Below are 24,024 nucleotides of genomic sequence, written 5' to 3'. Positions count from 1 at the left end.
CCCGTTGATGCAAGCGAGACACCATCATGGACACCTTCCAGGCCGCCCGCCATCCCCTTGCCCTGCTGCGTGAGCAGACCGGTCTGTCACACGGCGCCTACGCACAGCTCATCGCCAGAACCCACGCCGAACTCGGCCTCGGCACCATGGCCGCCCGCCGCGAGAAGATCGCACGCTGGGAATCCGGCAAGGTCACCCCCGAGACCACCGCGCAACTCGCCATGGCCCATGTCCACCAGGTCCCGCAGACGGAGGCTCTCCGGCTGGGCTGGCCCGACTGGCTGTACACCGCCACCGGCCACGCGGACCTGCTGACAGCTCCTTGGACCTGTGCCGATGCCCTGCGGGCCCTGGAGAGCACCACCCGGACCACGCCGCGCGCGGTCGATCACCGCTACGAGCTGCTCTCCGACGAACAGGGCATCGCGCAGCTGACCTCGTCCTGGCTCGACGCAGCCGCCGAACCCGAATGGCTGCCCGCACAGAGCGGTCAGCGCATCACCGGCTCGACCGTGGCCGTCATGGAAGAACGCCAGAGACAACTGCACCAGCTCTACGCCGCCATCGGCGGCCGGCCGGTGCGCCCGCTCGCGGACGCCGAACTGCGGATGATCTCGGATCTGTCGCGCAACGCCTCCTGTGACCAGAAGACCGGGACGCGGCTGCTGGCTCTCGCGTCGGACGCAGCGACCTTCTCCGGCTGGCTCGCCGTCGAGTCGGGCGACCACATGCGTGCCCAGTCGGCCTTCCTCGCCAGCATGCGCTGCGCCGCCGCCGCAGGCGACACCCGGCGCGGGGCGTACGCGATGTGTGTCGCCGCCAAACAGAAGATCGACTTGTGGGACCTCTCCGGAACACGCGATCTGCTCGACGCGGCCTGGCGGCTGTGCGCGTCCTCTCGTCCGAGCCCGCGCATGCTGGCCACCTTCGCCAGCACCCACGCCCTGGCCGCCGGCATAGCGGGCGACGCGGACGCCACGGCACATCTCATCGACGCGACGTTCGCACGTCACACCGCCGAACGGCACGACGACGATCTCGACTGCACGGAGTGGATGACGAGGGAAGTCGTCCTGATCCAGGCCGGCTTCGCCCATGCCTATCTCGGCGAGACGGACAAGGCCCTGGACTACCTGCTGCCCTTGTTCGACGTCAGCGCCGCCAGTGAGATACCCGATCGGGACACCGCCCTCGTCGACGTCCATATCGCTCTGGTCCATGCCATTGCAGGAGACGTCGACGTGGCCGTGCAGTGGGCGGGAAAGGCATCGGACTCGTTGGAGCAGTCCCCCTCGTTCTGCGTAGAAGCCCACTTCCGGCGCCTGCTGCAGAAGTTCGACAACAACCGCCACGTACCGGTCGTCCGTGAGTTCCTCCAGGACCAGCGCGCCCGCACGAAGCGTCTCGCTGCAGCGGCATCCGCTTGCGAGGCCTGAGAGCGTCCGCACCGGGGGCCGGCCCCGTCTGTCAACGAGGCAGGATCACGAAGGCGGACTCGGCAGGTGTGATCTGCAGGGCGGCCCAGACGACGTGCTTGCCGCGTATGAGGGTGGACCCCCAGACGGTGGCCAGGGAGTCGACGATGCACAGGCCTCGGCCCGAAGTGCGGTGACAGCTGAGGGGGTCGCCGCCTGCCGGCGGGTCGAGGCGGCAGCCCGGTCCGTGGTCGCCGACGAGAAGGTGGAGGGCCTGGCCGCCGTCGGTGTCGATGACATGGCGCAGGGCGAGCCAGACGGGGCCGACACCGTGTCGTACGGCGTTGGCCACCAGCTCGGAGGCGACGAGCTGGCTGTCGTCCGCCAGGGAGCCGTGGTCCACTTCGCGGACGAACCGCTTCACCATCTGGCGGGCTGTGCTCGCTGACGCCTCGTCGAAGGGAAGGCGACAGACGGGCGAGGACCGCAGGACCCGGCGGTGAGACGGGAACGTGGTGCAGTGCATGGGACTGTCTCCGTCACGGGAAGGACTGGTGCTTCAGGCAGCCCGCGAGACGCGACTGCCCGTGCGCTGCGCGGTGTCCCCGGGGGACCGGCCGGCCGAGTGGTCTGCGGATCCGGGGCGCCGCGGAGCAAGGCGTGGCGTCAGGCATACAGCGACTCCAGCAGGTCGTGGAAGCGGGCGAGGACGACCGGGCGGGCCACTTTCAGGGAGACGGTCAGTTCGCCCTCGTCGAGGGACAGATCGCGGTCCAGTACCGTGAACGCCTGCGCGCGGTAGTACTCCTGCAGCCGTGCGTTGGCCGCCTCGAGCACGTGCCCGAGTTCGCGGCGTAGCTGGGAGGTGCGCGCCAGACTCGGCACGTCGGCCGGCAGTCCGCGTACGGCCGCCCACTGCCTGGCCCCGTCTTCGTCCAGCGTGAGCAGGACGACGAGATGAGGCTTTCCTTCGCCGTAGGCCACGGCGTTGGAGATCAGTGGGCTCGTGCGCAGCTCCCGTTCCAGCGGATGGGGCGTGACCGCCATGCCGTTGGACAGCTGGATCAGTTCCTTCTTGCGACCGGTCAGGCTCACATAGCCGTCGGAGTCGATGACACCCAGATCACCGGTGTGCAGCCAGCCGTCGCGAATCGCGCCGAACCGGCCCTCGTCGTATCCCCAATAGCCGGCGAAGACGTTGGCGCCGCGGATCAGTACCTCTCCGTCGTCGGCTATGGCCACTTCGATGCCGGGCAACGGCTTGCCGACCGTACCGAGGCGGTAGTCGTGCGGGTGGTTGGAGGTGGCCGCAGCGGCGGTCTCCGTCATGCCGTAGCACTCGACGACGGGCACGCCGCAGCCGAGGAGGAAGGCCAGGATGTCCTGGGAGACGGCGGCTCCCGAGACCGTCATCCTGCGCAGGCGGCCGCCGAAGTGCTCGCGTACCGCCTGGAAGACGGTCTGGTCCATGTCCTCGAACCAGTTCCGCAGCCGAGCGGGTACGCACTCACCCCTGGCGAGTTTCTGCCGTACGGCCAGGCCGGTGAGCGCTGCTCGCCTGATCTCCGGCTGATCCTGCGGGGCGAAGGAGGCCAGCACCGCGCTGTAGAGCTTCTCCAGAGCCAGGGGGACCAGCGGCAGGATCTCGGGCCGCACATCCTGGACGTCGCGCACGACATGGTCCGGGCCGCCGCCGGGGTACGCGAGGGTGTAGCGCGACCACCAGCTGAGGATCTGCATCAGCATGGCGATGGTATGAGGGCCGGTGACGACCAGCAGAGTGCCGTTGGTGTGAGCGGGGCCGGCGTCCGGCGTGGGCGGGGGCTGCGGGTGTGCCCTGAGGACGCTGACGTAGTTGCCGTGGGTGAGCGCACAGCCCTTCTTCGGTCCCGTGGTGCCCGAGGTGTAGATGATCGCCAGCAGGTCCTCGGCACCCACCGCATCGGCGTACGTCTGCAGCTCTTGCGCGCTCACCGCCCGCCGGCCCAGCTCCCGCAACCGCGCCAGGGTCATGGCGCGCCGGATGCCCTGGTCAGGAGCGGCATGCATGGCTGCGGCCCCGGCTTGAGAGACTGCCGCTTCGCCCTGAGGCAGGACCTCCGCTCGAAGGACTGCGTCGCCCTCCTGCGGGTCGTCGAGCACCACTGCCTGCCTCAGCGTCGGCAGCCGAGGCCAGGCCGTACGGACCTTGGCCAGCTGCGCCGCGTCCTCGCACACGACGACGCTCGCTTCGCAGTCGCCGAGGACATGTGAGATCTCCTCCGGCACGGTGGTGGGCAGCAGCGAGACCACCACCAGCCCTGTCGCCGCCGCGGCGTGCAGAGTGGTGGTCCATTCGGGCCGCAGCCTGCTGAGGACGGCGACACGGTCCCCTGGCCGCAGGCCCAGGGCCAGCAGCCCGCGGGCTGTCTCCTGCGTGGCCTGCCAAGCCTCGGCGTAGGTCTGCGCTCGCCACCCGCCATCCGGGTCCCGCCACCGCATCGCCGGAGCCTGTGGCCAGTGCCGGGCGTTCCACCGGCTCAGATGGGCCAGCGTCTGCCAGCCCCCCGCCGTGGCCCCCGCCCCGTTCCCCACCCTGGGCTCCACCCCGGCGTCGGTCCCCACCGCCGTTGCCGTCTCTCGTTCCGCCGAGCCGCCGCGGTGGTTCATACGACTTCTCCTTCCGCCGTGACGTCGAGCAGGTAGCCGCGGCGCCATACGGTCTTGATCGCAAGGCCCAGCGGGGCAAGGCGGCGGCGGGTCCGCAGGATCCGCACATCAAGGGCGTTACGGCGTTCGATGCCGCCCGCCGGCCAGATCCGTGCCGCGAGGTCCTCCCGGCTCACCACCGTCCGGTAGGACGCGAGCAGAACCCTGACCAGGTCCGCCTCTCCGGCCGCGAGGAGCAGCCGCCGCCCTCTGAAGTGCAGGACCTGACCGTCGATGACCGGCTTGCGCGGCGCCACGCGAGCGGTCAGGGCGTCCCACCGCGCCTGCAGGTCCGCGTCGTCGACCGGCGCGCGCACCCAGTCCTCCAGGGGATCCACGGACAGCGGCGGCTCGGCGTGTGGTGCCACCAGGAGCATGCGAGGAAGTTTGCGCCGCCGGCACGCCTCGATCTCCTTGGCCTGCTCGGGCCAACGGAGCACGGAGATGACCGCACCGGTGCGGCCGGAGGGTGCCGGAGGTGCGGTGGGAAGGCCACCGGCCTGGTCCGCATGCCGAGAGAACTGTGACTGATGAGACAGACGATGGTAAAGGGACATGTGTGAGACCCCGCGATCCCTGAACCAGGGCGTTGACCCTGGCAGTGTGCCGAAAGACGAACTCCACTCTCCGCTGCGCGAAGCGATGGAACTGGCGAGCTGCCGCGTATGAGCATCGAACCCCACCCGCGGGCAGCGCCCAAGAACTTCGGGTGTGCCTCCGGTGTGCCTTCCAGCAAATGGAGAATGCAATCAAATTGGTTTTCTCTTAAACGATGAAAGCGATCGAGGGATTTTCATCTGGGCGCCGCCGCCTGGGTTCGTCTTCTGCCGTCGGGTGCCCGGTAGGTTGCCTACTGCATGGATTCCGGGTGGTGCTGCGATGTGAGGGAGACGCCGGATGAGACCGGTCGCGCGCCTGTCCTGGGCGGCCTTGATGATGGCCACCGCGCTCACAACAGCGGCCTGCAGCGGCGGTGGAGGCGACGGTCAAACGCGTGGCGTCATCAGTGCCCCGTGGGGAGACCCGCAAAAACCGTTGACGCCGACCAACACCTACGAGACACGGGGTATGACGGCGCTGAACATGATCTTCCGGGGACTGAGGAAGTACGACCCGAAGACCGGCGCCGCACGCAACTGGATCGCGGACTCGATCACCACCTCCGATCAGCAGAACTTCACGGTCGGACTGAAGAAAGGGTGGACGTTCTCCAACGGGGAACCGGTGACAGCGCATTCGTTCATCGACGCCTGGAACTATGGCGCTCTGGTGACCAACCATCAGGTGAACGCCACGTTCTTCTCCTACATCGACGGCTACGACCGGGTGCACCCGGCCTCCGGCAAGCCGACGGCCAAGACCTTGTCGGGGCTGGTGGCAACGGGCCCTTATACATTCACCGTCCGACTCACACAGAAGTTCTCCACCTGGCCCGACACACTCGGCGCGGTGGAGTTCTTCCCCTTGCCCAGGGCGTTCTTCACCCATCACGCGGCGTGGCTGAAGAAGCCCATCGGCAACGGCCCGTACGAGGTCGCCTCCTACAGCAAGGGATCGGTGATGCGCCTGCGGACGTGGAAGGGCTACAAGGGTCCGGACAAGGCGCGCAACGACGGTGTCGACCTACGGGTGTACACCGACACCCACACTGCCTACCTCGATCTGAGGGCCGGCAACCTCGACCTGGTCGACACCATTCCGGCCGACCAGCTCGTCAACGTCAGGCACGACCTGGGTTCACGCTTCATCAATCAGCCGGCCGGCATTCTGATCGCCGTCGGTTTTCCGATGTACGACCCGAAGTGGACCGGTCCGAGATCGGCCATGCTGCGTCAAGGCATTTCGATGGCGATCGACCGGGCAGCGATCGCCGAGCGGATCTTCCACGGATCCAGCACCCCGGCCACCGATTGGACCATGCCTGTCCTCGGCGCAGCGGAGGGATACCGGCCTGGGCTGTGCGGCGCCGTGTGCACGTACAACCCGTCGCAGGCCAGAAGGCTGATCAGGGAAGGCGGGGGGCTGCCCGGCGGGCGGATGACCATCGCCTACAACGACGACCTCAGCACGAACAGGGACTGGGTGAACGCCGTGTGCAACAGCATCAACAATGTGCTGGGAGACGACCACGCGTGCGCCGGAGCCCCGGTCGGGACATTCGCCGAGCTGCGCGACCAGATCGCCGGCAAGTCCGAGACCGGCCTCTTCAATTACACCGGGCAGATGGACTACCCACTGATCCAGGACTCCCTGCAGCCGAACTACACCACCGACGGCACATACAACGACACCCGTTTCCACAGCCCTCGATTCGACGCACTGGTCAACCGGGCGAACGCCCAACCGACCACTGCTCTGACCGTGGCCACCTACCAGCAGGCGGAAAGGATCCTGGCACAGCAGGTTCCGTCCATTCCGCTGTGGTATCAGAACGGCACCGCAGGCTATTCCTCCAGACTCTCCCATGTTTCCCTGAACATCTTCAGCGTCCCCGAATTCAGTCAAATCACCGTCAGATGACACGGCGTCGCGGGTCGGCCTGTCCGGCTCCGCCGCCGTACCGCTACGGCTGAGGAGCGTTCCGGTGGTCTCCCGTGCGGCACGCAGGAGCGGGCGTGTGTACTCGTCCCGCTGGATCTCCTCAGCGTCGTAGACCTCAGGTGCGGCCAGTCACGCTCCGACGGATTGCCGGATGTGTGGCCGGATCGGGGGCGCTGCCGGAACTCGCGTGCGAAGGCGGGCGTCGGGGCCGTGCCGCCTTCGGTGATCCTCCGGCGCGTGGACTGGTGGCGTGGGCAGACGCGCTGGTGTGCTGCCAGGTACACCGGGCTGATGCGACGCGACCGCTCCGCGCAGCGACACAGCCCGGGCACGCCGGACCTAGCGAGGTGCTCTTGATGAGCCGCTGGGCCCCTCGAAGGAAAGGCCGGCGGCGCGGCTCCACAACGGCGCGGTGACGGTTGCTGACTGACGACAGCGTCATCTCATCCTGCGGCGGAGTCACACGAAAGGCCCCGCGGCCAGCAACAGCTTCCCCCTCCGTATCCGTCTCGTCGCCTCCGGACAACCCACCCGCGAGTCGGTCAGTCGAGCAGCCCCGACTCGGCCAGGGGCTACCGCTGTTCCAGCGGCAGCGAAGCCCGCCGACTACGCATGGTGCTTCGCCACCCCCCAGCTTGGCCGCGTGCTCATGCCCGTTGATCACGATGGTTTCTACGTGGGATCGGCTGGTAGCTCCTCCGGACCGTGTGCTGCCGCTGCTTGGCCAGCATCCGCCGCACCGGACCCGCGCCGGGCGAGGCGCTGCTGCAGCCGCTCGAACGCCGGCCGGTCGGACTCCCTCACCACCAGCTCCCCGTTTATGTGGGCTACCACACCTGTCGCATCAACAGCCCCTCATCTGCTGGCGGATGTCCGGCAGGAGTGGTCCAAGAGCGCGGAGAAGACGCCCGCGCTTCGTCTCCGGGATGGTGGACGCATCCGGAGCCGGCGAAGTACTCGAAGAGGAACGGGGCAGTGCCGTGATCGCGTATCTGAGTGCGACGAGCCGACCCCGCTCGGAGAGCTGCCGCGGTCTTGTTGACCCAGTGGCAGTGCTCGACCGTGTGGGCGTTCGCGATGGACCACAAGCCGTCGGCTCACCGTGAACTCACCGTCCGCTCCATCCCGAGGCAGGATCCCCAGAACCTGCTCGACGAGGACGATGAATGGCCGCTCCTCCACTGTTGACCGACGAGGCCCTGCCCACGGACGTCCGAGCGGCCGGCGCGATCACTCTGCTGTCCGGCCCGTCCACAGAACGCCTCTGCCATCTGACGCCTGAGCACCTCAAGCCCGGCGACAAGGACACCGCAGCTACGTTGCTGCTGGTCTTCCCAGCCCGATCCTCGCCGACGTGACCGGGACGCACCGCCACACCGCACTCCGCTGGGTCGCCTACGCCCGACGCGACTGGGCCGAGTGCCTCGCCGCCCGAGCCGAGGACGAGGCCAACAAGAGGGAAAAGAAGGGAAAGGGCGCGCTCTTCTGCAGTGACCATCACGAAGCGTCCGCATCGTGATCGATGAGGGAGATGTCGGATGGTGTCGCTCGTCGCTGTCTACATCGCCGGCGCTGCCCCGCTCGGTCGTCTGCTCGGCGTGCCCGCCTGGCTGATGGTTGTCTCTGGCGTGGCCTTGCTGATCGGTGGCGGGTTCGAGATCGGATATGTACGAAGCCGCACGATGCGCACTTACATGCGGATCATGGTCGCCTACGACAGCGGCTGGGTGCTGGCGGCGCTTGCCGGCCTCCTGATGGAGTGGCAGGGCAGCAGCGCAGGGGGTGAGGTGTGGATCGGGTACCAGACAGCCGCCCCCTCGTGCTCGCCGCACTGCTGGTGGCCACCAGCCCCACGCAGAGTGCCTCGGGCACTCGCACAGAGGACCCCAACCCACCGACGGCGGGCTTGATCGCCACTGATCCCGGCTGAGGCCAGGACCCTTCAGCTTTCCAGCTCAGCCGGCCGCCCGGAGGGGGGTGCACGGTCGGAACAACCCCCTCCCGCCAGTAGTCGCGCTCGCCGCTGTGACCAGCACGGCAAGCAGCAGGCCGATCGTGTCGGTGACGATGCTCCGCTTCCTGCCCACGATGTTCTTCCCGGCGTCCCGCCCTTCCTTCTCCCGCAGCAACTTCCTGAGCAGACCGTCGAGATGGGCGAAGACTCCTTCCTGCTGCCACTTCGTGCAGTAGCCGTAGACCGTGTTCCAGTGCGGGAAGTCGTGCGGGAGGTAGCGCCACTGCACGCCTGTGCGGTCCACGTACAGGATCGCGTCCATGATGTCGCGCAGGTCGTACTCGGGCGGCCGGCCGAAGTCCAGGGCTCTGCCGCGGCGCTCGAAGCGCCAGGCCGCCAGGACCGGCTCGGTCAACTCCCAGCGGGCATCGGACAGATCACTCGGATACGGGCGTCGCGTCGGCATGCTTCCGGTCCTGGGACGAGACAGGAACCAGCCATCCTGCCCCACCAGTCCCCCCGCCCAGCCCGCAGGCCCCGACCGCACCCGGTACCTCTTCCGCACCGCAATCCCACACTCCCAAAATCGCCCCCCAGTCAGGCGATACAGGTGAGAACGACCTCTTAGGACCTCTAGGAGTGTTTTGCATTGTGTTTTGGCGTGCGCTGCCAGTGGTCAGTGCTCGCGAGCTCGCAGGCGGCGCAGCATGCGGGGATCCTCGAAGCCGACCGCGCGGGCGGCGGCATCGACCGTGGCGCCGTGGCTGATGAGATGCTCGGCGCGTTCGAGACGGAGGGCTTGCTGGTAGCGCAGTGGGGTGAGGCCGCCGGTGGCGCGGGTGAAGAGGCGGGTGAGGGTGCGTTCGCTCACGCCGACGGCCGCGGCCAGGGCGGACAGGGGCAACGGTTGGTCGAAGCGGGCGTCGAGCAGGTCCTGGGCGTGGTGCACGGTGTCGTCGAGGTGGGATCGGTACCGGAGCATTGCGCTGGCCTGCGGTTCATGGCCATTGCGCCGTGCGTAGACGACCATGTCCCGGGCCACCTGTGCGGCGACGGCGGGGCCGTGCCGGGTGGCGATCAGGTGCAGAGCCAGGTCGATGCCGCTGGCGATGCCGGCCGAGGTGACCACCCGGTCGTCGGCGGTGTACAGAACATCGCGGATGACCGTCGCCCTGGGGTAGCGGCGTGCGAGGTCGTCCTGCACATCGTGGTGGGTGGTGCAGCGGCGGCCGTCGAGCAGGCCGGCCCGGCCGAGCGCCTCGGCTCCGGCGCAGACGCTGGCTACGGTCCCGCCCCTGGCGTGGTGGTCCCGGAGAGACTGCAGGGGGGCCGCGCCGATGGCAGGACCGCCCGCCAGGGTGAGCGCCCGCCAGCCGGGCACCACGATCAGGTCCTCGGGGCCGAGCTCGGGCCAGTCGAGCCGGGCCACCAGGGGTAGGCCCTGAGCGGTGGGGACCAGCGGCTGCTCGGCGATGTAGCTGAGTGTGTAGGGGTGCCCGAAGTCGGAGGCCGTGGAAAAGACCTGCGCGGGGCCTGCCAGGTCCAGCAGATGGAGTCCGGGCACCAGGAGAAAGGCAATGTGGCTCACGATCCGGTCATCATGCCCGAGGCTCGGCCGAGGCCTCCAGTTGACCGACGGTGGTGATGGTGGCAAAGCGTCCGGCGAGGGCGTACTCCGTGCGCCTGATGATCTCCTCGGCGCTCAGGGTGCGGGGGTCGGCCAGCAGTTCGTCGACGCTCTGGTCTGCGGGAGCGTCACGGTGCGGGATGGGGTTGGTCGCGGTGGCGTCGATGACGAAGGAGACCCGGTAGCCGAGGTCGCTCGCGACGCGGGTGGTGGTCTCGACGCACTGCTCGGTTCGGATGCCGCAGACAGTGAGCTCGTGGATGCCGCGCTCTGTGAGGAGTTGCTGCAGGTTGGTGGTGGTGAAAGCGTTGTGCGAGGTCTTGTGGATCAGTGGTTCCGTGTCCCGGCGCTGCAACTCCTCCATCAGCCGGACATGGCCGAGGGCAGGGTCGAAGACATCGCCGCTGCCGGGCTCGGAGTGCAGCACCCACACCACCAGGTCCCCGGCCTGGCGGGCGAGCCGGACAAGGCGGTCCACCTGGTCGGCGATCTTCGGGTTGGAGATGGTCTCCCACAGCGGGCGGGCGCGGAAGGATTCCTGGACGTCGATGACGATCAGTGCTCGGCTCATGGTCCCAAGCCTGACCGGCGCGGCGGGAGTGGCGACAGGCCTCATCGAGTCCGGGTACGGACCGATCCGGTCACAGCTGGAGCCGTGACCACGCGCTGCGTACTCGCCACCACGCTCCCCTTTGCCATCACCGTCAGCGGCATCCCACTGCTGTGCCGGATAACGCACCGCTCACGAAGAGGACATGGTGCACATCGTTCATGTCACGAACGTCAGCAGTACCCTTTCAGCAGGTGGCGGATAAGACCTGGTCCCGCTCGCCGAGACCTGGCGCTCCGGTGCCTCCGCGTGAACGGCGAAAGAACGCGAGGCCCACGCCAACGACCTGGGTGACGACCGGGCGCTGACCGCGGTCTCGGCAGCCTCGAACCGGTCCAGGGCAGACCAGGACCCGTCCACATGGCTGCCGCCGGCCGTCGGCTACCGCTGCACCTACGTCACCGACTGGGTGGCGGACAAGACCGGCTGGGGCTTGAGCATCGACACCGCCGAGCACGCCGCGCTCGCGGAGGACCTCAGCAGCTGCCCGGACGTTCCCGTCACCGTCACCCCGGCCCGCTGACCCTCCGGCCTGTTACCTGGCCGATCGGGCCGGATCGGGCGCCGGGACCGGCTCGTCATTGTGTGGGCCCCGCCCAGCCCAGCCCTGTACGGCGGAGCCGCGCCCGCCCGGAACCAGGCCGGGATGAGGAGGTCGAGCAGACCGTCGAGGTCCTCTCCAGGCGCAGCAAGACACCGCGGCCACCAAGGATCGGGACGAGTTCGAGGAAGCTAAGGAAGTTGCTGGGGAGGTTCACGAACGCGGCGGCGAACTGGTGCTGCTCATGGATGAGTGCACACGGTCGTCGGCGTCAGCAGTGGCGGCGAGGGTGCCATGGATCTCCGGCAACATGCTCAAGCCCGCCCTCGCCCGCGGTGAGCTGCACCTGATGGGCGCCACCACCGTGGACGAGTGCCGCAAGCCCATCGCGGAGGACGCCGCCCTGGAGCGGCGTGGCCGACCACCGGCCGGCAATGCCCGTCGTACCCTGACGACCCCGCAGGGGGTGTTCGGCTGCGGCGCCGGGCGCGAGTCACGAGCGAGACGGGCGCTCCGGCTCCCCGCCGTCGGCGTCGAACACCTTGGTGAAGGTGGCCCCGCATCGGCAGCGGGAGTGCTCGATCAGTTCTCCCTCTTCCGACACGCTCAGCCCTTGGCTGAGCCGCACGTGCACATGATCACCCATGAGGAGCTGCTTTCCTTGACATCCCTGGTCCGGCCATGGTGGAGGCCGGCCACGTGGGCCGACAATGCCGCAGCTCACACCCCGGCAGTCAAGCGTGATGTCCGCCTTCGTCCGCAGGTGCTCTCGGGCGCCCCGGCACGTGCCCTGTACGAAGCCGGCGCGCACGGAGTTCCTGGCGGAGGGCGCGCGCCCGCCCCTGAAGGCCGGCGCGCGCCTGTCCGGATCATCCGGACGATGGGGTGGACGGCTAGGAGACACCTGGCGTGCCGGACTTCGCTTGGGGGTGACCGGCAGCGTGCGGCATCGTGCGGTGTGCCGCTCGGGGCGCAGGGCACCCTCGGCGGGGACACGGCTGCACGGCGCCTGGGCGTCACCGGACAGCGGCACGGGCCGACGCGCTGCCAGGCGTCCGACCCAGCGGCGGCCGCAGTGCTCGCAGGCACTGTACGTCGTAGTCGACGCTCCAGCTGTGCCAGCACGAGCCGCAGGTGAATTCGACACGTTCGACGGCGAGTTCAGTGATCACTGCACTGCACCTCCCATCCGGTGTGCGGGGGCGGACCGGGGTGCTGACAGGGCCGCGTCGAGGGAGGGATACACGGGCAGTGCGGAAGCGACGCCGCTGGTGTGCAGGAGCCGCTCCGTCCGCCCTTCCGGGCATACCAGGCGCAGCTCCCCTTGGTCCTGGCCCAGCAGCGTCCGCACGGACATCAGGGCATTGAGTCCGTCGGTGTCGGCGTGCGTCAGCTCGGACAGTTCCAGGATCAGGCGCTGGTGCCGGTGCTGCGCGGTTACGGAGGCTGCGAAGTCACGCAATTCCCGGGCAGTGGCCCCGTCCAGGACGCCCTTGATCTCCAGCACGGCCCAGCCGTTCTCCCAGTGCGCCGCGAGGAACAGTGCCATGATCCGCACCCCGCTTTCTGTTTCTCGGCGCTCGGGCCGCCCACGCTCGGCGGCCCGGCTCCCTCGTTCAGGTCGTTCGCCTGCTGAACGCATTCCGCAGTTCACCGAGTACCGAGGACACATCTCATATACCCCGCCAAGACTTGACAAGGCAGGACTCAAGTTTTATTTCATGAAGGTAGGCAAGCCGGCTGTGAAGTCGCAGCTCAGAATGGGTGAGGAGGTGGCCGCGCATGCCAGCGCGGGAGCAGGAACCGGACCTGTACGCGGTGCTGGGGGTGCAGCCCTCGGCGACGGCCGAGGCGATCACTTCCGCCTTCCGCGCCCGCGTGCGGGAACTGCGACCCGACACCCGCGTGGATGCGGCCACCGCGGGCCGGTTCGGTGAGGTGCGGGCGGCGTACGAGACCCTTCGCGATCCGGCTTTGCGCGCGGCCTACGACCAGACGTACGAGCCTGCGGACGCGCCCGGACGTGCGTCCGCCGCGGCCGGCCGGACGGCATGGCGATATGTCGTGGTGCTCGGGGCTGCCCACCCTGAGCCGCCGCCGCTGCGGGCCGGTCCTGTCCGATGGGAGCCGATGTCCTGATCAGGCCCCGATGTGAAGCAGGTGAGGAGGGAGAACCAGATGGCACGGGCGGTTGGTATTGACCTTGGTACGACGAACTCGGTGGTCTCGGTCCTCGAGGGCGGCGAGCCCACCGTCATCACCAACACGGAGGGAGGGCGGACTACCCCATCGGTCGTCGCCTTCGCCAAGAACGGCGAGGTCCTGGTCGGCGAGGTCGCCAAACGGCAGGCCGTCACCAACGTGGAGCGCACGGCACGCTCGGTCAAGCGTCACATGGGCGACCACGCCTGGCGGTTCCCCGAGCACGGCGACGTTGACGGCAAGCGGTACACCGCGCAGGAGATCTCCGCGCGCGTGCTGCAGAAGCTGAAGCGGGACGCGGAGGGCTACCTCGGCGAGGACGTCACCGACGCCGTGATCACCGTGCCCGCCTACTTCGACGACAGCCAGCGCCAGGCGACGAAGGAAGCCGGTGAGATCGCGGGCCTGAACGTGCTGCGGATCATCAACGAGCCGACGGCCGCCGCACTCGCCTACGGGCTGGACAAGGAGAACGACCAGACGGTCCTCGTCTTCGACCTGGGCGGCGGCACCTTCGACGTGTCGCTGCTGGAGATGGGCGAGGGCGTCATCGAGGTCAAGGCCACCAACGGCGACACGCACCTCGGTGGTGACGACTGGGACGAGCGGGTCGTCGACCACCTGGTGAAGCAGTTCAAGAACAACTACGGCGTCGACCTGTCCAAGGACAAGATGGCCGTGCAGCGGCTGCGGGAGGCGGCGGAGAAGGCGAAGATCGAGCTGTCGTCCTCGTCGGAGGCCATGATCAACCTGCCGTACATCACGGCCTCGGCCGAGGGCCCGCTGCACCTGGACGAGAAGCTGACCCGCGCCCAGTTCCAGCAGCTCACCGCCGATCTGCTGGAGCGGTGCAAGACGCCGTTCCACAATGCGATCAAGGATGCCGGGATCAAGGTGTCGGACATCGACCATGTCGTCCTGGTGGGTGGTTCGACGCGCATGCCGGCGGTGACCGAGCTGGTGAAGGAGCTGACCGGCAAGGACCCGCACAAGGGCGTCAACCCTGACGAGGTGGTGGCCATCGGCGCCAGCCTGCAGGCCGGTGTGCTCAAGGGTGAGGTCAAGGACGTCCTGCTCCTCGATGTGACCCCGCTGTCGCTGGGCATCGAGACCAAGGGCGGCATCATGACCAAGCTGATCGAGCGGAACACCACGATCCCGACCCGGCGTTCGGAGATCTTCACCACGGCGGAAGACAACCAGCCGTCGGTGACCATCCAGGTCTACCAGGGCGAGCGGGAGATCGCGGCGTACAACAAGAAGCTCGGCATGTTCGAGCTGACCGGCATCGCGCCCGCGCCGCGCGGGGTACCGCAGATCGAGGTGGCCTTCGACATCGACGCCAACGGCATCATGCACGTCTCCGCCAAGGACCTCGGCACCGGCAAGGAACAGAAGATGACCGTCACCGGCGGCTCCGCGCTGCCCAAGGACGACATCGACCGCATGGTCCGCGAAGCGGAGCAGCACGCCGAGGAGGACCGCCGGCGCCGCGAGGCGGCGGAGATCCGCAACCAGGCCGAGCAGCTCGTCTACTCCACCGAGAAGCTCCTGAAGGACAACGCCGAGCAGATCCCGGCGGACGCCAAGTCCGAGACGGAGACGGCGCTGGCCGAGCTGAAGGAGAAGCTGAAGGGCGAGGACACCGCCGCGATCCGGCAGGCGATCGACCGCACCGCACAGGCCGCGCAGAAGATCGGCACGGCTCTGTACGAGAAGTCGCGCGCCGAGCAGCCCACCGGTGCCTCCGCGGGCGGCGGCACGAGCGGCGGCCCGGCCGAGGACGAGGTGGTGGACGCCGAGATCGTCGACGACGACAAGCCGGAGGCTGGCTGACGATGACCGGGAGAGAGCCGCAGAGCACTGAACTGCAGCAGCTGCGGAGCCTGGTGGAGGAGCGGACCGCCGACCTGCAGCGGGTGAAGGCCGAGTACGACAACTACCGCAAGCGGGTGCGGAGGGACCGCCTGACCGTGCGTGAGATCGCGGTGGCCAACGTGCTCCGGACGCTGCTGCCCGTGCTGGACGCCGTCGACCGGGCGTTGACGCACGAGCCGCTCACACCCGGTCTGAAGGACATCGCCGACAGTTTGGACCAGCAGCTGGGCTCGCTGGGCGTCGCCTCGTTCGGTGAGGTGGGCGATCCGTTCGACCCCGCGCGCCACGACGCCCTCACCCACCACGTCTGCGCCGATGCGGACCGCCTGGTGTGCTCGGCGGTCCTCAGGCCCGGCTACCGTCTCGGTGACCACCTGCTGCGCCCCGCCACCGTAGAGGTCACCGGGCCCTCCCCGCCGGCGAGGAATCCCCACGGACGGAGCCGAGGCGTACGGCCGTCCTCCGCCCCGGCGGACAAGCCGCCCTTGCCTGCCGCGCCTAGCTGACAGCTCCGGCGACAAGCAGGCTCGTGCCATCGTGACTCCGAAACCGCTCCCGCCTGACCCACTCAGCCTGGACGAAGGACCTAGAAGGGGCACCCCCTGCTGGTCCCCGGCCGTTCTGGAGCGGGTCGGGGCGGCGGACGCGGCCCGCTTCTTCGCCCCGCTTCTTCGCCCGCTCGGCGAAGGGCGCGAGCTGATGTCCCCTGGCTGACGTTCCCGGTCGCCGCCGGTGGCCGGATCGGCGGCCTTTCGGCGTCGGCGCGTGGCCGGGTACGCCTGGGGCACCGTGCCCCCGCCCGGACTCCCGTCGATCGCCAATGGAGGCGCACCCCGATGACCACAGCCGGCATGACCAGCTTCGACGACGTCTACGCCCTCCCCGACCCCCGCGGATACTTCGCCGCCCTCGGGCCGTACGAGTACCAGACCCCGGGCCACGCCCAGCCGGTCTTCCGCGCGCTCGCCGCCGAACTCGGGCCGGGGCGGCGCACGGTCCTCGACATGTGCTGTTCCTACGGGATCAACGCCGCCCTCCTCAACCACGACGTCACCCTCGACGAACTCTTCGCGCACTACACCTCGGCCAGGGTGGCCGAACTCACCACCGCCGAACTCGCCCACCGCGACCGCGATTTCTACGCCGCCCGCCGACGTCCCGACGCCGTGCGGGCCATCGGCATCGACGTGTCACGACCGGCCCTGGACTACGCGGTGGCCGTCGGGCTGCTCGACGAGGGGCACTGCGTGGACTTGGAGCGCGCCGAGCCGGGGGAGGGGCTGCGCGGCTCGCTCGCCGGGACGGGCCTGATCACCGTCACCGGCGGCACCAGCTTCCTCACCGAGCGCACCTTTGCCCGGCTGTTCACCGCCATCGGCCACCCCGTGCCGGTGGCGGCCTTCGTCCTGCGTACCCATGACTACGGGCCGATCGCCAGCTGCCTGCAGTCGTACGGCCTCACCGTAGAGCGGGCTTCCACCACCCAGCCGCAGCGGCGCTTCACGGACCCCCGGGAGCAGCAGCGCGCGGTGGCCACCGTCACCACCTTCGGCGAGGACCCGGCAGGGAAGGAGTCGGCGGGGTACTTCCACACCCGACTGCACCTGGCCCGCTGAACCCACCTCCGGAATCGGGACCGGACCCTGGACCCGGACCCGTACCAGGCGGGATTTGTACAACCCGGCCTACAGGCCGCGCTGTCGGCCGGGAATCGTTCATACGGTCAGGGAGCCCGCTTTTCTCCGACAAAGCATCCGCCACCGTCTCACTTGTTCGGCCGCTGCCTTGTCGGCGTGGTGCTTCTCCTCGAACTCGATGGGCTGAGGTAGCCGAGTGGCTTCTGGATGCGGCGGGGGTTGTAGAAGCCGTCGATGTACTCGAAGCGCGAGATTCGCCTCGGTCCTGGTCGCGAAGACTCGGCCGCGGATGCACTCGGTCTTGACCAGCATCCACAGGTTCTCTGCCAGGGCATTGTCGAAGGAGTTTCCGACCGAGCCCATGGACGCCTGGACTCCTGCTCTGATCAGGCGTGCTATGAGCTTGATGCACGTGTATTGCGTGCCGCGATCGGCATGGTGGACGAGTTCGCCGGGGGCGACCTCGCGGCTGGCCAGCGCGTACTTGAGCGAAGTGAGGACCAGGTCGTCGCCCGCATGGGCGGACGTCTCCCAGGCCACGACTCTGCGGGAGAAGGCATCCCGGATCGCAGACAGCCGAAGTGACGTCCTCGAACCGGCGCCAGCGGTAGTAGGTGGACGAGGGGATGTGCAGTTCCCGGAGTACGGGCTCGACCCCCAGGTGCGGGTGCTCGGTAAGGAGCGCGGTCACCTGGGCCGCGTCGGGTCGAACCGAGCGGCGACAAAAGTCGCGGCCCTCCGCAGGACCTTATTGGCGCGGCGCAGTTCCCGCACCTCGCGCCGCAGCCGGGCGAGCTCCGCCGAGTTCCTCCGCCATGCGACGGATCACGGGCTTCGGCTCGGCGGTCCGGTACGTCCGAACCGCACGCTCACGCAACTCCAGCGGGTATTTCCTCGGGGGCAGGCATCGTCAGGGCTCCTCTCATAAGACCCATCTGACCTGCTGTCACCTTTTCCGTACGCGTTCCTGGTCCGTCTGTATCTGGACCAGTACGACCAGCTCACCGCCATGATCGACCAGCTCACGGGGCGAATCGAGGAGGCGATGACCCCCTTTCGGGACACCCTCGACCTGCTCGACACCATCCCCGGCGTCACCCAGGCCACCACGAGGTGTCACGAGCTCTCGCACGGCTCTCACCGACTACGCGGACTCTTCGTGGCGGTGGTTCAGTTGGGTGGTGTACGGGTGGTGGCCCGGTTCCGAATGGGTGTGCTGACGGGCGGTCGGACAGCGCGGTGTTGTCTGGTCACAGTCACCTGCCAGATGGCGAGGAGCAGCAGTGTGCCCGTTTCGGCGAGGAGGCTGAGGACGGCTTGTGGTGCTGGCTGCAGACCGTGCTCGGTGAATCCGAACACGCCGACGGTGCGCGAAGCGGTGAAGCCGCCGAGGGCGCCGAGAGCGACGCCTGCCTCGGCGATCCTCAGCAGCAGGGGTGGTCTCCCGATCAGCAGCAGGGCAGCGAGGGCGAAGGATGCGCTGGCCTGGAGCAGGAAGAGGGGGCCGATGATGCGGATGAAGCGGTACCCGTCGGTGTAGAGCTGGGCGTGGATGTATCCGCTGGCGGCGAGGGTTACGGCGGTCGCCGCCCGCAGGATGGGGACGCGGAACCTTTGGGTGTTCATGCCAGCCTCTGGTCCTTGATGGCCAGTTCACGGTCGCCTTGGCGGTAGCCGACGCTGCGGATGCCGAGTGCGTCTCTGAGCTGCCTGGCAGGAACGACCTGGGGCGTGGGGGCGGGGGCGCGGCCCGGTTTGGGCAGGGGGTAGGCGGTGGTGGTGGCGGAGTGGAAGGTGATGTTGCCGTCTGTCTTGGTGAACAGCTGGTGGACGTGCCCGTTGAGACAGGTGACGGAGGAGAAGCGGCGCAGGAGGGCGATGACCTTGAGGGCGTCGTCGGTGCTCCAGCCCCACTGCGGGTACATGGCGAACAGCGGGATGTGGCTGAAGATCACGACGGGGGTGTCCGATGACAGTCCCGCCAGGTCCTTGCGGACGAAGTCGATCTGCGCGCTGCCGAGGTGCCCGAGTTTCTCCAGGCTCAGGGTGTTGACCAGGGCGATGAAGTGCACGCCGTAGGTGTCGAAGCTGTACCAGCCATCGCCGAGCGTGCCCATGCCGAAGGTCCGCCGGTAGGCGCGGCCTGCATCACCGATGGAGTCGTGCTCACCCGGCACGGTGAAGACACGGTCTGTCTTCATTCCCGCCATCATCTGCTTGACCTGGTCGAACTGCCCGGCCGTGGACAGATGGGTCAGGTCGCCGCTGTGCATGACGAAGTCCGGCCTGAATCCGAGTGAGTTGACCTGGTTGATCGCTTCGGTGAATGAGCCGGCCACGTCCATGTTCGCCGGGCCCTGGAACCCGATATGGCTGTCGGAGACCTGTACGAACCGCAGCGCACCGCTTCCCGATGCGACAGCCCCGGCGGCGGCCCCAGTGTTGATGTCCCGGGAGTCCGCGATGTGGCTGATCACCTCTCCACTGGCTACGGTCAGCACTACCGCGCCGCCGAACCACCCTGCGTGCCGGATGAGTTGACGCCGAGTCATACCGTGTTCGGTTTCAGGCTGACCCGCGTCGTCGGCCGATTCTCCGTCGTGACTGTCGTAGTAGTCGGTCATCAGGTCACCTCCACGGTGGCTGTCATGAACGGATGGATGGTGCAGAGGTAGGTGTATGTGCCGGGCTTGGTGAACGTGTAGCTGTAGGTGGCGTGGGTGGCCAGGGCAGCCGAATGCAAGGGGCTGCCCGATCCGGCGCTGGTGACGGTGTGGGCGTCGGTGTCCTGATTCGTCCACGTCACCGTCGTGCCCGCTTTGACCTTCAGCGTGGCCGGAGAGAATGCGAAGTTCTTGATCGCCACGGCGTTCCCGGTCACCGGCGCGGCCGCCGCGCCCGTGCTCGAGGGACTCATGGGCATGCTCATGCTGGGCATCGAGGAGGTGCCGGGAGCGGACCCCACCGCTTTCCCCGGCCCCGTGGCATCGGGCATTCCTGCCGTATGGTGCTGACCCGGACCGGGCGTGATGGCGCCGGCCCCGATGGACGAGGAATGCGACGACTGGCCGCATGAGCTGAGGAGCCCCAGCGCACCGGCAGTGGCAATAGCGGTGACGGCCAGCCCGGCCGCAGCACGTGATCGCCGACCTGGTGGGCGAAGGTTCAAGTACATGGTGTCCGTTCCTCACTGATCAGACGGAGACAGCAACTGCGCCGGCTCGGGCGCACGTCACCGCAGGGATGTGTGTGGTGGATGCCGCGTTCATGGGCATGCGTCCCTCAGGGGCCCAGCGAACGAGCATGGTGCTGCCCCGTGCCGGGCCGCCCGCCTCGGCGTGGCCCGCGCCACGCATCCGCCCTGCCACGCCACGATGACGCAGGCGGCTTGTGGCGGTTCCCCCGCGCAGGCAGCCGCGAGTGACTCGGGGCAGGTCGGCGTCACCCATACGGGTGATGCACAGACCGGCCCCGATGGAGCTCTGCCCCGGCGGTCGCGCAGCCCCCGATCGCTGTGCGTGGAGCCGTCGCCGTGGTGTGTGCAGGGCGCGGGCTGGGGCTGCAGGATGGCACCGGTTTCCGATGCGCGGGGGCGGGGTGAGCGTGGCCGGTGGCGAGAGCGTGTGCGTTGCATGTGCATTTCGGTCGCCTCTGTTCCATCCTTTGCCGCATGGGGAAGCGATGACGAGGTGCGCGTATGTCGGTTGTTGTCCGTCTCCACGGACGGTGAGGGTCCTGCGGTTCGGTGGATACACACCTTTTGTGAGACCTCTTGAGGTCGCCGCAGATCAGCCGACCCCCGGGCCCCACACACGCTTGATCCCGGCGGGGCCGTAACGCCCGGCAAGGAGGTGCCACCCGCGCCACTCGCAGAGCGTGACCTGTGCCGAGCTGCCCGTACAGGACAAAGCGGCGTATATACGCGATGATCGGCTTATGCCCTGGAGTTCCCGAAAACATGGTCCCAGGACCGATCCGGATCGCTCCGCGCACCGTGTCTCTGGTAGAGGGACCCTTTCGACCGTAGATGAGGAACTGCTGCGCACTCTGTACGCGGAGCACGCAGGCGCCCTGTTCCACTACGTGCTGCGACTGACCTCAGGAGACTGGCAATGGGCAGAGGACGTGGTGCAGGAGACACTGCTGCGAGCGTGGCAGCATCCCGCCGCGTTCGACCCCGCACGCGGCCCGGCTCGGGCATGGCTGTGTACGGTCGCTCGGCACCTGGTCATCGACGCCCACCGGGCCCGGCAGTCCAGGCCGGCCGAGGCCGGCGGCGATGTGCTGGAGCGAGCCGCCGAGAAGCAACCGGGCAAGGACGAGATCGAGCAGGCACTGCAGAGCTGGGCGGTTGCCGAAGCCGTCCGGTCGCTGTCCCCGGACCACCGCGCCGTCCTGCTGGAGACCTACTACCGGGGCCGGACCATGGCGGAGGCCGCGCAGGTGCTGGGTATCCCGCTGGGCACCGTGAAGTCGAGGACGTACTACGCCCTGCACGCCCTGCGGCTGGCGCTGCAGGAACGAGGGATCGAGCCATGACCGTGGCGGGCAGGAGGCGGCGACCATGAGTGCGGAGCACGACGCCCTCCGGCTGACGCTGGGAGGATACGTCCTGGGCACGCTGCCCTCGGCGGAAATGGAACAGGTGCGCGTCCACCTCGCGGCATGCGCCGAATGCCGGGCCGAACACGCCCAGCTGGCGGGATTGCCTGCGCTGCTGGCGACGGTGGCCGAAGCCGAAGCCTCGGGCCGGACGGTACCGACGGCCGACAGTGACCTGACCGACCGGCTGGTGGCACGGGCAGCCGAAAGCGCGCAGGGCTCCCTGCCCGAACAGCCCGCCGTGCCCGCGGCGTCACAGACGCCGGAGGGGGGTGTGCTGGAGAGGCTGCTCCAGCAGGCCGCGGCCAGGCGCCGCAAGTCTTGGCGTCTGCAACTGGCCGGGGCCGCAGTCTCGCTGACGCTCATCGCGGCAGCGGCCGGCGGCACATGGCTGGCGACCATCGGATCCGTCGGCAGTCAGGCGAGGCCGCCCGGGCCGACCGCGCCGACTGTCTCACGCACCTTCTCCGGAACCGATCCCACCACCGGCGTCACCGCCTCGGTGAAGGTCTCGCCCTCTGCCTGGGGCAGTGTCCTGCAGATCTCCGCCGGGGGGGCACCTGCGGGAATCACCTGTCGGCTGCAGGCGGTCGGGCCCGGCGGGGCCAGGACGGACGGCGCTACGTGGCGGGCAGGCGAGTACCCTCCCAGCACCACGATCCCAGGAGCGGTCGCCATGGCTCCGGGAGCCATCGAGCATTTTGAGATCCTCGCAGGCAACGGTCAGAAGCTGGTCACCATCCGGGCGTGAGGCCAGGCAATGGCGGTCATGTCACGGGACGGCCCGGACGCCCAGTGACATTGGTGGCGATTCTTGTTTAGCAGTAACCACGGGAGCGGTGCCTTCCGCGCCCGCGCCCGGGAAAGGAGCACACCGTGACCACACCCCTCAGCGAATCCCTCGAAGGCCGACGCGCTCTGGTCACGGGCGGCACCAAGGGCACCGGAGCCGCCATCGCCCGACGTCTCGCCCAGGCCGGCGCAACCGTACTGGTCACCGCCCGCAGCCGCCCCGACGACGTCGAGGAGAAGACGTTCATCACCGCCGACCTGTCCACCGCCCAGGGCGCAGCCCACGTCGCCGCCGAGGTGGACGCCCGCGTAGGAGGCGTCGACATCCTGGTCAACACCCTCGGCGGGTCCGAGGCGCCGGCCGGAGGGTTCGCGGCGCTCGCCGAGGACGACTGGGTCAGGGAGCTGAACATCAACCTGCTGGCCGCCGTCCGCCTGGACCGGGCACTCCTGCCGCACATGATCGCCACGGGCAAGGGGTCGGTCGTGCACGTCACCTCGATCCAGCGCCGTATGCCGCTGTGGAACGGCACCCTGGCCTACGCCGCCGCCAAGGCCGCCCTGACCACCTACAGCAAGGGCCTGGCGAACGAGGTCGCCCCGCACGGCGTCCGTGTCAACACCGTCTCGCCCGGCTTCGTCCAGACCTCAGCCGCCGACCACCTCGTCGCCCGGATCGCCCACGACGCGGACATCACCCAGGAAGCGGCCCTGGGCCGACTCCTGGACTCCCTGGGCGGCATCCCGCTGGGCCGGCCCAACCGGCCCGAGGAAGTCGCCGAGCTCGTCGCCTTCCTCGTCTCCGACCGCGCCTCGGCCATCGTCGGCGCCGAACACGTCATCGACGGCGGCACCACCCCCACCGTCTGAACCCGCCACCACCCCAAGGAGCGGCTTGCACGACAACCAGCCCCGCACCAGCACCCCGGACACACTGCCCGAGGTGATCACCTGCTACCTGAAAGCGCACCGCGGCCACGACATCGCCACCGCAATCACGGCGTTCACCGACCAAGCCACGGTGATCGACGACGGCAACACCTACGCGGGCACCGAGGCGATCGAGGCGTCGCTCAACCGATCCGCCACCGAATTCACCTACACCATCCACCTCACCCACGCCCAGCAGACCGACGCGACTCGCTACATCGCCACCCACCACCTTGAGGGGAACTTCCAGGGCGGCACCATTGATCTGCGCTACCAGTTCACACTCCGTGACGGCCTCATCGAACGCCTCGTCATCGAACCCTAAGTGCCCCACATAACCCGTTGCCGCCTATGCGAGAAGGCCGCTCGCCCCGGACCGCCGTTCCCAACCGCCGTGCACAGTCACCCAAACCTCCTGGCTGGCCAGCCCTTTGGCTCGGGAGCAAGGCACACCTGAGGAACCAACATGAGCAACTCCGAGGCCACCCCGAGCAGCGGGTGGGGACGTTCACGGTTCTGGCCGCAGTTCCGTGAAACTCATGGTCGAGTGAGTATCCGGATCCGGAGGAGCCGGAAGGACGCCCGGTTGTACATGCTCCTTTTGATC

At 68.5% G+C, this 24,024-nt stretch carries 23 protein-coding genes and 4 pseudogenes; 15 read left to right on the top strand and 12 right to left on the bottom strand.

What is annotated here, in order from left to right; genetic code table 11:
* Positions 1 to 26 precede the first annotated feature (26 nt).
* Positions 27 to 1,436 carry a hypothetical protein gene (locus tag ABZ624_RS33075; RefSeq protein ID WP_360097389.1) on the top strand — a complete coding sequence of 470 codons (1,410 nt, stop codon included), beginning with the start codon at positions 27 to 29 and terminating at the stop codon, positions 1,434 to 1,436.
* 31 nt (positions 1,437 to 1,467) lie between these two features.
* On the opposite strand, the gene ABZ624_RS33070 is transcribed toward ABZ624_RS33075, so the two are convergent.
* The 3 genes from ABZ624_RS33070 to ABZ624_RS33060 all read right to left on the bottom strand — a co-directional run bounded on the left by ABZ624_RS33070 (position 1,468) and on the right by ABZ624_RS33060 (position 4,543).
* Positions 1,468 to 1,941, bottom strand: coding sequence for an ATP-binding protein (locus tag ABZ624_RS33070; RefSeq protein WP_360097386.1), 474 nt, complete (start codon positions 1,939 to 1,941; stop codon positions 1,468 to 1,470).
* 140 nt (positions 1,942 to 2,081) lie between these two features.
* A complete protein-coding gene (locus ABZ624_RS33065; RefSeq protein ID WP_360097383.1) occupies positions 2,082 to 4,064 on the bottom strand; it encodes an AMP-binding protein in 1,983 nt (660 codons plus the stop codon).
* Positions 4,061 to 4,543 carry a winged helix-turn-helix domain-containing protein gene (locus tag ABZ624_RS33060; RefSeq protein ID WP_360097380.1) on the bottom strand — a complete coding sequence of 161 codons (483 nt, stop codon included), beginning with the start codon at positions 4,541 to 4,543 and terminating at the stop codon, positions 4,061 to 4,063. The genes ABZ624_RS33065 and ABZ624_RS33060 overlap by 4 nt, the downstream gene beginning before the upstream one ends.
* 496 nt (positions 4,544 to 5,039) lie before the next feature.
* Here ABZ624_RS33060 and ABZ624_RS33055 point away from each other — a divergent pair, with 496 nt between their 5' ends.
* From ABZ624_RS33055 to ABZ624_RS33040, 4 genes and pseudogenes are all read left to right on the top strand, one after another.
* The gene (locus tag ABZ624_RS33055) at positions 5,040 to 6,623 is read left to right on the top strand and encodes an ABC transporter substrate-binding protein (protein WP_360097506.1); all 1,584 of its coding nucleotides are present in this window, start codon (positions 5,040 to 5,042) and stop codon (positions 6,621 to 6,623) included.
* A gap of 1,187 nt (positions 6,624 to 7,810) precedes the next feature.
* On the top strand, positions 7,811 to 8,002 hold the full coding sequence (locus ABZ624_RS33050; protein ID WP_360097377.1) for a hypothetical protein: 192 nt from the start codon (positions 7,811 to 7,813) through the stop codon (positions 8,000 to 8,002).
* Entirely contained in the window at positions 7,999 to 8,163 is a 165-nt protein-coding gene (locus tag ABZ624_RS33045; protein WP_360097374.1) for a hypothetical protein, read from the top strand. The genes ABZ624_RS33050 and ABZ624_RS33045 overlap by 4 nt, the downstream gene beginning before the upstream one ends.
* A 19-nt stretch (positions 8,164 to 8,182) precedes the next feature.
* Positions 8,183 to 8,574, top strand: a pseudogene (locus tag ABZ624_RS33040) (hypothetical protein).
* Between the two features lie 94 nt (positions 8,575 to 8,668).
* Here the strand turns inward: ABZ624_RS33040 and ABZ624_RS33035 are convergent.
* From ABZ624_RS33035 to ABZ624_RS33025, 3 genes and pseudogenes are all read right to left on the bottom strand, one after another.
* A pseudogene (locus ABZ624_RS33035) lies at positions 8,669 to 9,064 on the bottom strand (transposase); the annotation flags it as partial.
* A 210-nt stretch (positions 9,065 to 9,274) separates the two neighbouring features.
* Complete coding sequence (locus tag ABZ624_RS33030; protein WP_360097371.1) at positions 9,275 to 10,186, bottom strand: DJ-1/PfpI family protein; 912 nt, start codon at positions 10,184 to 10,186, stop codon at positions 9,275 to 9,277.
* 10 nt (positions 10,187 to 10,196) lie between these two features.
* Positions 10,197 to 10,796 carry an isochorismatase family protein gene (locus tag ABZ624_RS33025; protein WP_360097368.1) on the bottom strand — a complete coding sequence of 200 codons (600 nt, stop codon included), beginning with the start codon at positions 10,794 to 10,796 and terminating at the stop codon, positions 10,197 to 10,199.
* Between the two features lie 325 nt (positions 10,797 to 11,121).
* Between ABZ624_RS33025 and ABZ624_RS33020 the strand changes: the two genes are divergently transcribed.
* Both ABZ624_RS33020 and ABZ624_RS33015 read left to right on the top strand, forming a co-directional pair.
* Complete coding sequence (locus ABZ624_RS33020) at positions 11,122 to 11,358, top strand: hypothetical protein (protein ID WP_360097503.1); 237 nt, start codon at positions 11,122 to 11,124, stop codon at positions 11,356 to 11,358.
* A gap of 116 nt (positions 11,359 to 11,474) precedes the next feature.
* Positions 11,475 to 11,800, top strand: a pseudogene (locus tag ABZ624_RS33015) (ATP-dependent Clp protease ATP-binding subunit); the annotation flags it as partial.
* Positions 11,801 to 11,869: 69 nt separating this feature from the next.
* Here ABZ624_RS33015 and ABZ624_RS33010 read toward each other — a convergent pair.
* Both ABZ624_RS33010 and ABZ624_RS33005 read right to left on the bottom strand, forming a co-directional pair.
* Positions 11,870 to 12,022: a hypothetical protein gene (locus ABZ624_RS33010; protein WP_360097366.1), complete on the bottom strand. Its 153-nt coding sequence runs from the start codon at positions 12,020 to 12,022 to the stop codon at positions 11,870 to 11,872.
* 522 nt (positions 12,023 to 12,544) lie between these two features.
* On the bottom strand, positions 12,545 to 12,925 hold the full coding sequence (locus ABZ624_RS33005) for an STAS domain-containing protein (protein ID WP_360097363.1): 381 nt from the start codon (positions 12,923 to 12,925) through the stop codon (positions 12,545 to 12,547).
* A gap of 233 nt (positions 12,926 to 13,158) precedes the next feature.
* Between ABZ624_RS33005 and ABZ624_RS33000 the strand changes: the two genes are divergently transcribed.
* The 4 genes from ABZ624_RS33000 (at position 13,159) to ABZ624_RS32985 (ending at position 17,072) form a co-directional block, all read left to right on the top strand.
* Positions 13,159 to 13,515, top strand: a complete 357-nt coding sequence (locus ABZ624_RS33000; protein WP_360097360.1) for a J domain-containing protein — start codon at positions 13,159 to 13,161, stop codon at positions 13,513 to 13,515.
* Between the two features lie 39 nt (positions 13,516 to 13,554).
* On the top strand, positions 13,555 to 15,414 hold the full coding sequence (gene dnaK, locus ABZ624_RS32995; RefSeq protein WP_360097357.1) for a molecular chaperone DnaK: 1,860 nt from the start codon (positions 13,555 to 13,557) through the stop codon (positions 15,412 to 15,414).
* Between the two features lie 2 nt (positions 15,415 to 15,416).
* Complete coding sequence (grpE, locus tag ABZ624_RS32990; protein WP_360097354.1) at positions 15,417 to 15,962, top strand: nucleotide exchange factor GrpE; 546 nt, start codon at positions 15,417 to 15,419, stop codon at positions 15,960 to 15,962.
* A 330-nt stretch (positions 15,963 to 16,292) separates the two neighbouring features.
* The gene (locus ABZ624_RS32985) at positions 16,293 to 17,072 is read left to right on the top strand and encodes a hypothetical protein (RefSeq protein WP_360097351.1); all 780 of its coding nucleotides are present in this window, start codon (positions 16,293 to 16,295) and stop codon (positions 17,070 to 17,072) included.
* A gap of 99 nt (positions 17,073 to 17,171) precedes the next feature.
* Here ABZ624_RS32985 and ABZ624_RS32980 read toward each other — a convergent pair.
* The 4 genes and pseudogenes from ABZ624_RS32980 to ABZ624_RS32965 form a co-directional block, all read right to left on the bottom strand.
* Positions 17,172 to 17,672 (bottom strand): annotated as a pseudogene (locus tag ABZ624_RS32980) (DDE-type integrase/transposase/recombinase); the annotation flags it as partial.
* A 591-nt stretch (positions 17,673 to 18,263) separates the two neighbouring features.
* Positions 18,264 to 18,719, bottom strand: a complete 456-nt coding sequence (locus ABZ624_RS32975; protein WP_360097348.1) for a hypothetical protein — start codon at positions 18,717 to 18,719, stop codon at positions 18,264 to 18,266.
* Positions 18,716 to 19,717, bottom strand: a complete 1,002-nt coding sequence (locus ABZ624_RS32970; protein ID WP_360097345.1) for a metallophosphoesterase — start codon at positions 19,715 to 19,717, stop codon at positions 18,716 to 18,718. Before ABZ624_RS32970 ends, ABZ624_RS32975 begins: the two co-directional genes overlap by 4 nt.
* The gene (locus ABZ624_RS32965; protein WP_360097342.1) at positions 19,717 to 20,010 is read right to left on the bottom strand and encodes a plastocyanin/azurin family copper-binding protein; all 294 of its coding nucleotides are present in this window, start codon (positions 20,008 to 20,010) and stop codon (positions 19,717 to 19,719) included. The genes ABZ624_RS32970 and ABZ624_RS32965 overlap by 1 nt, the downstream gene beginning before the upstream one ends.
* 1,019 nt (positions 20,011 to 21,029) lie before the next feature.
* Between ABZ624_RS32965 and ABZ624_RS32960 the strand changes: the two genes are divergently transcribed.
* The 4 genes from ABZ624_RS32960 to ABZ624_RS32945 all read left to right on the top strand — a co-directional run bounded on the left by ABZ624_RS32960 (position 21,030) and on the right by ABZ624_RS32945 (position 23,742).
* Complete coding sequence (locus tag ABZ624_RS32960; RefSeq protein ID WP_360097339.1) at positions 21,030 to 21,632, top strand: sigma-70 family RNA polymerase sigma factor; 603 nt, start codon at positions 21,030 to 21,032, stop codon at positions 21,630 to 21,632.
* A gap of 25 nt (positions 21,633 to 21,657) precedes the next feature.
* Complete coding sequence (locus ABZ624_RS32955; RefSeq protein ID WP_360097336.1) at positions 21,658 to 22,446, top strand: zf-HC2 domain-containing protein; 789 nt, start codon at positions 21,658 to 21,660, stop codon at positions 22,444 to 22,446.
* A 125-nt stretch (positions 22,447 to 22,571) separates the two neighbouring features.
* A complete protein-coding gene (locus ABZ624_RS32950) occupies positions 22,572 to 23,357 on the top strand; it encodes an SDR family oxidoreductase (RefSeq protein WP_360097333.1) in 786 nt (261 codons plus the stop codon).
* A 25-nt stretch (positions 23,358 to 23,382) separates the two neighbouring features.
* Positions 23,383 to 23,742 (top strand): nuclear transport factor 2 family protein, encoded by a 360-nt coding sequence (locus ABZ624_RS32945; RefSeq protein ID WP_360097330.1) that lies wholly within the window; start codon positions 23,383 to 23,385, stop codon positions 23,740 to 23,742.
* The last annotated feature ends 282 nt before the right edge of the window (positions 23,743 to 24,024 follow it).

The sequence above is a fragment of the Streptomyces sp. NPDC007205 genome (assembly GCF_040634095.1).
Lineage (GTDB): Bacteria > Actinomycetota > Actinomycetes > Streptomycetales > Streptomycetaceae > Streptomyces.
Note: the sequence above shows the minus strand (reverse complement) of the source record. Positions and strands in the feature narration are given on the sequence as shown.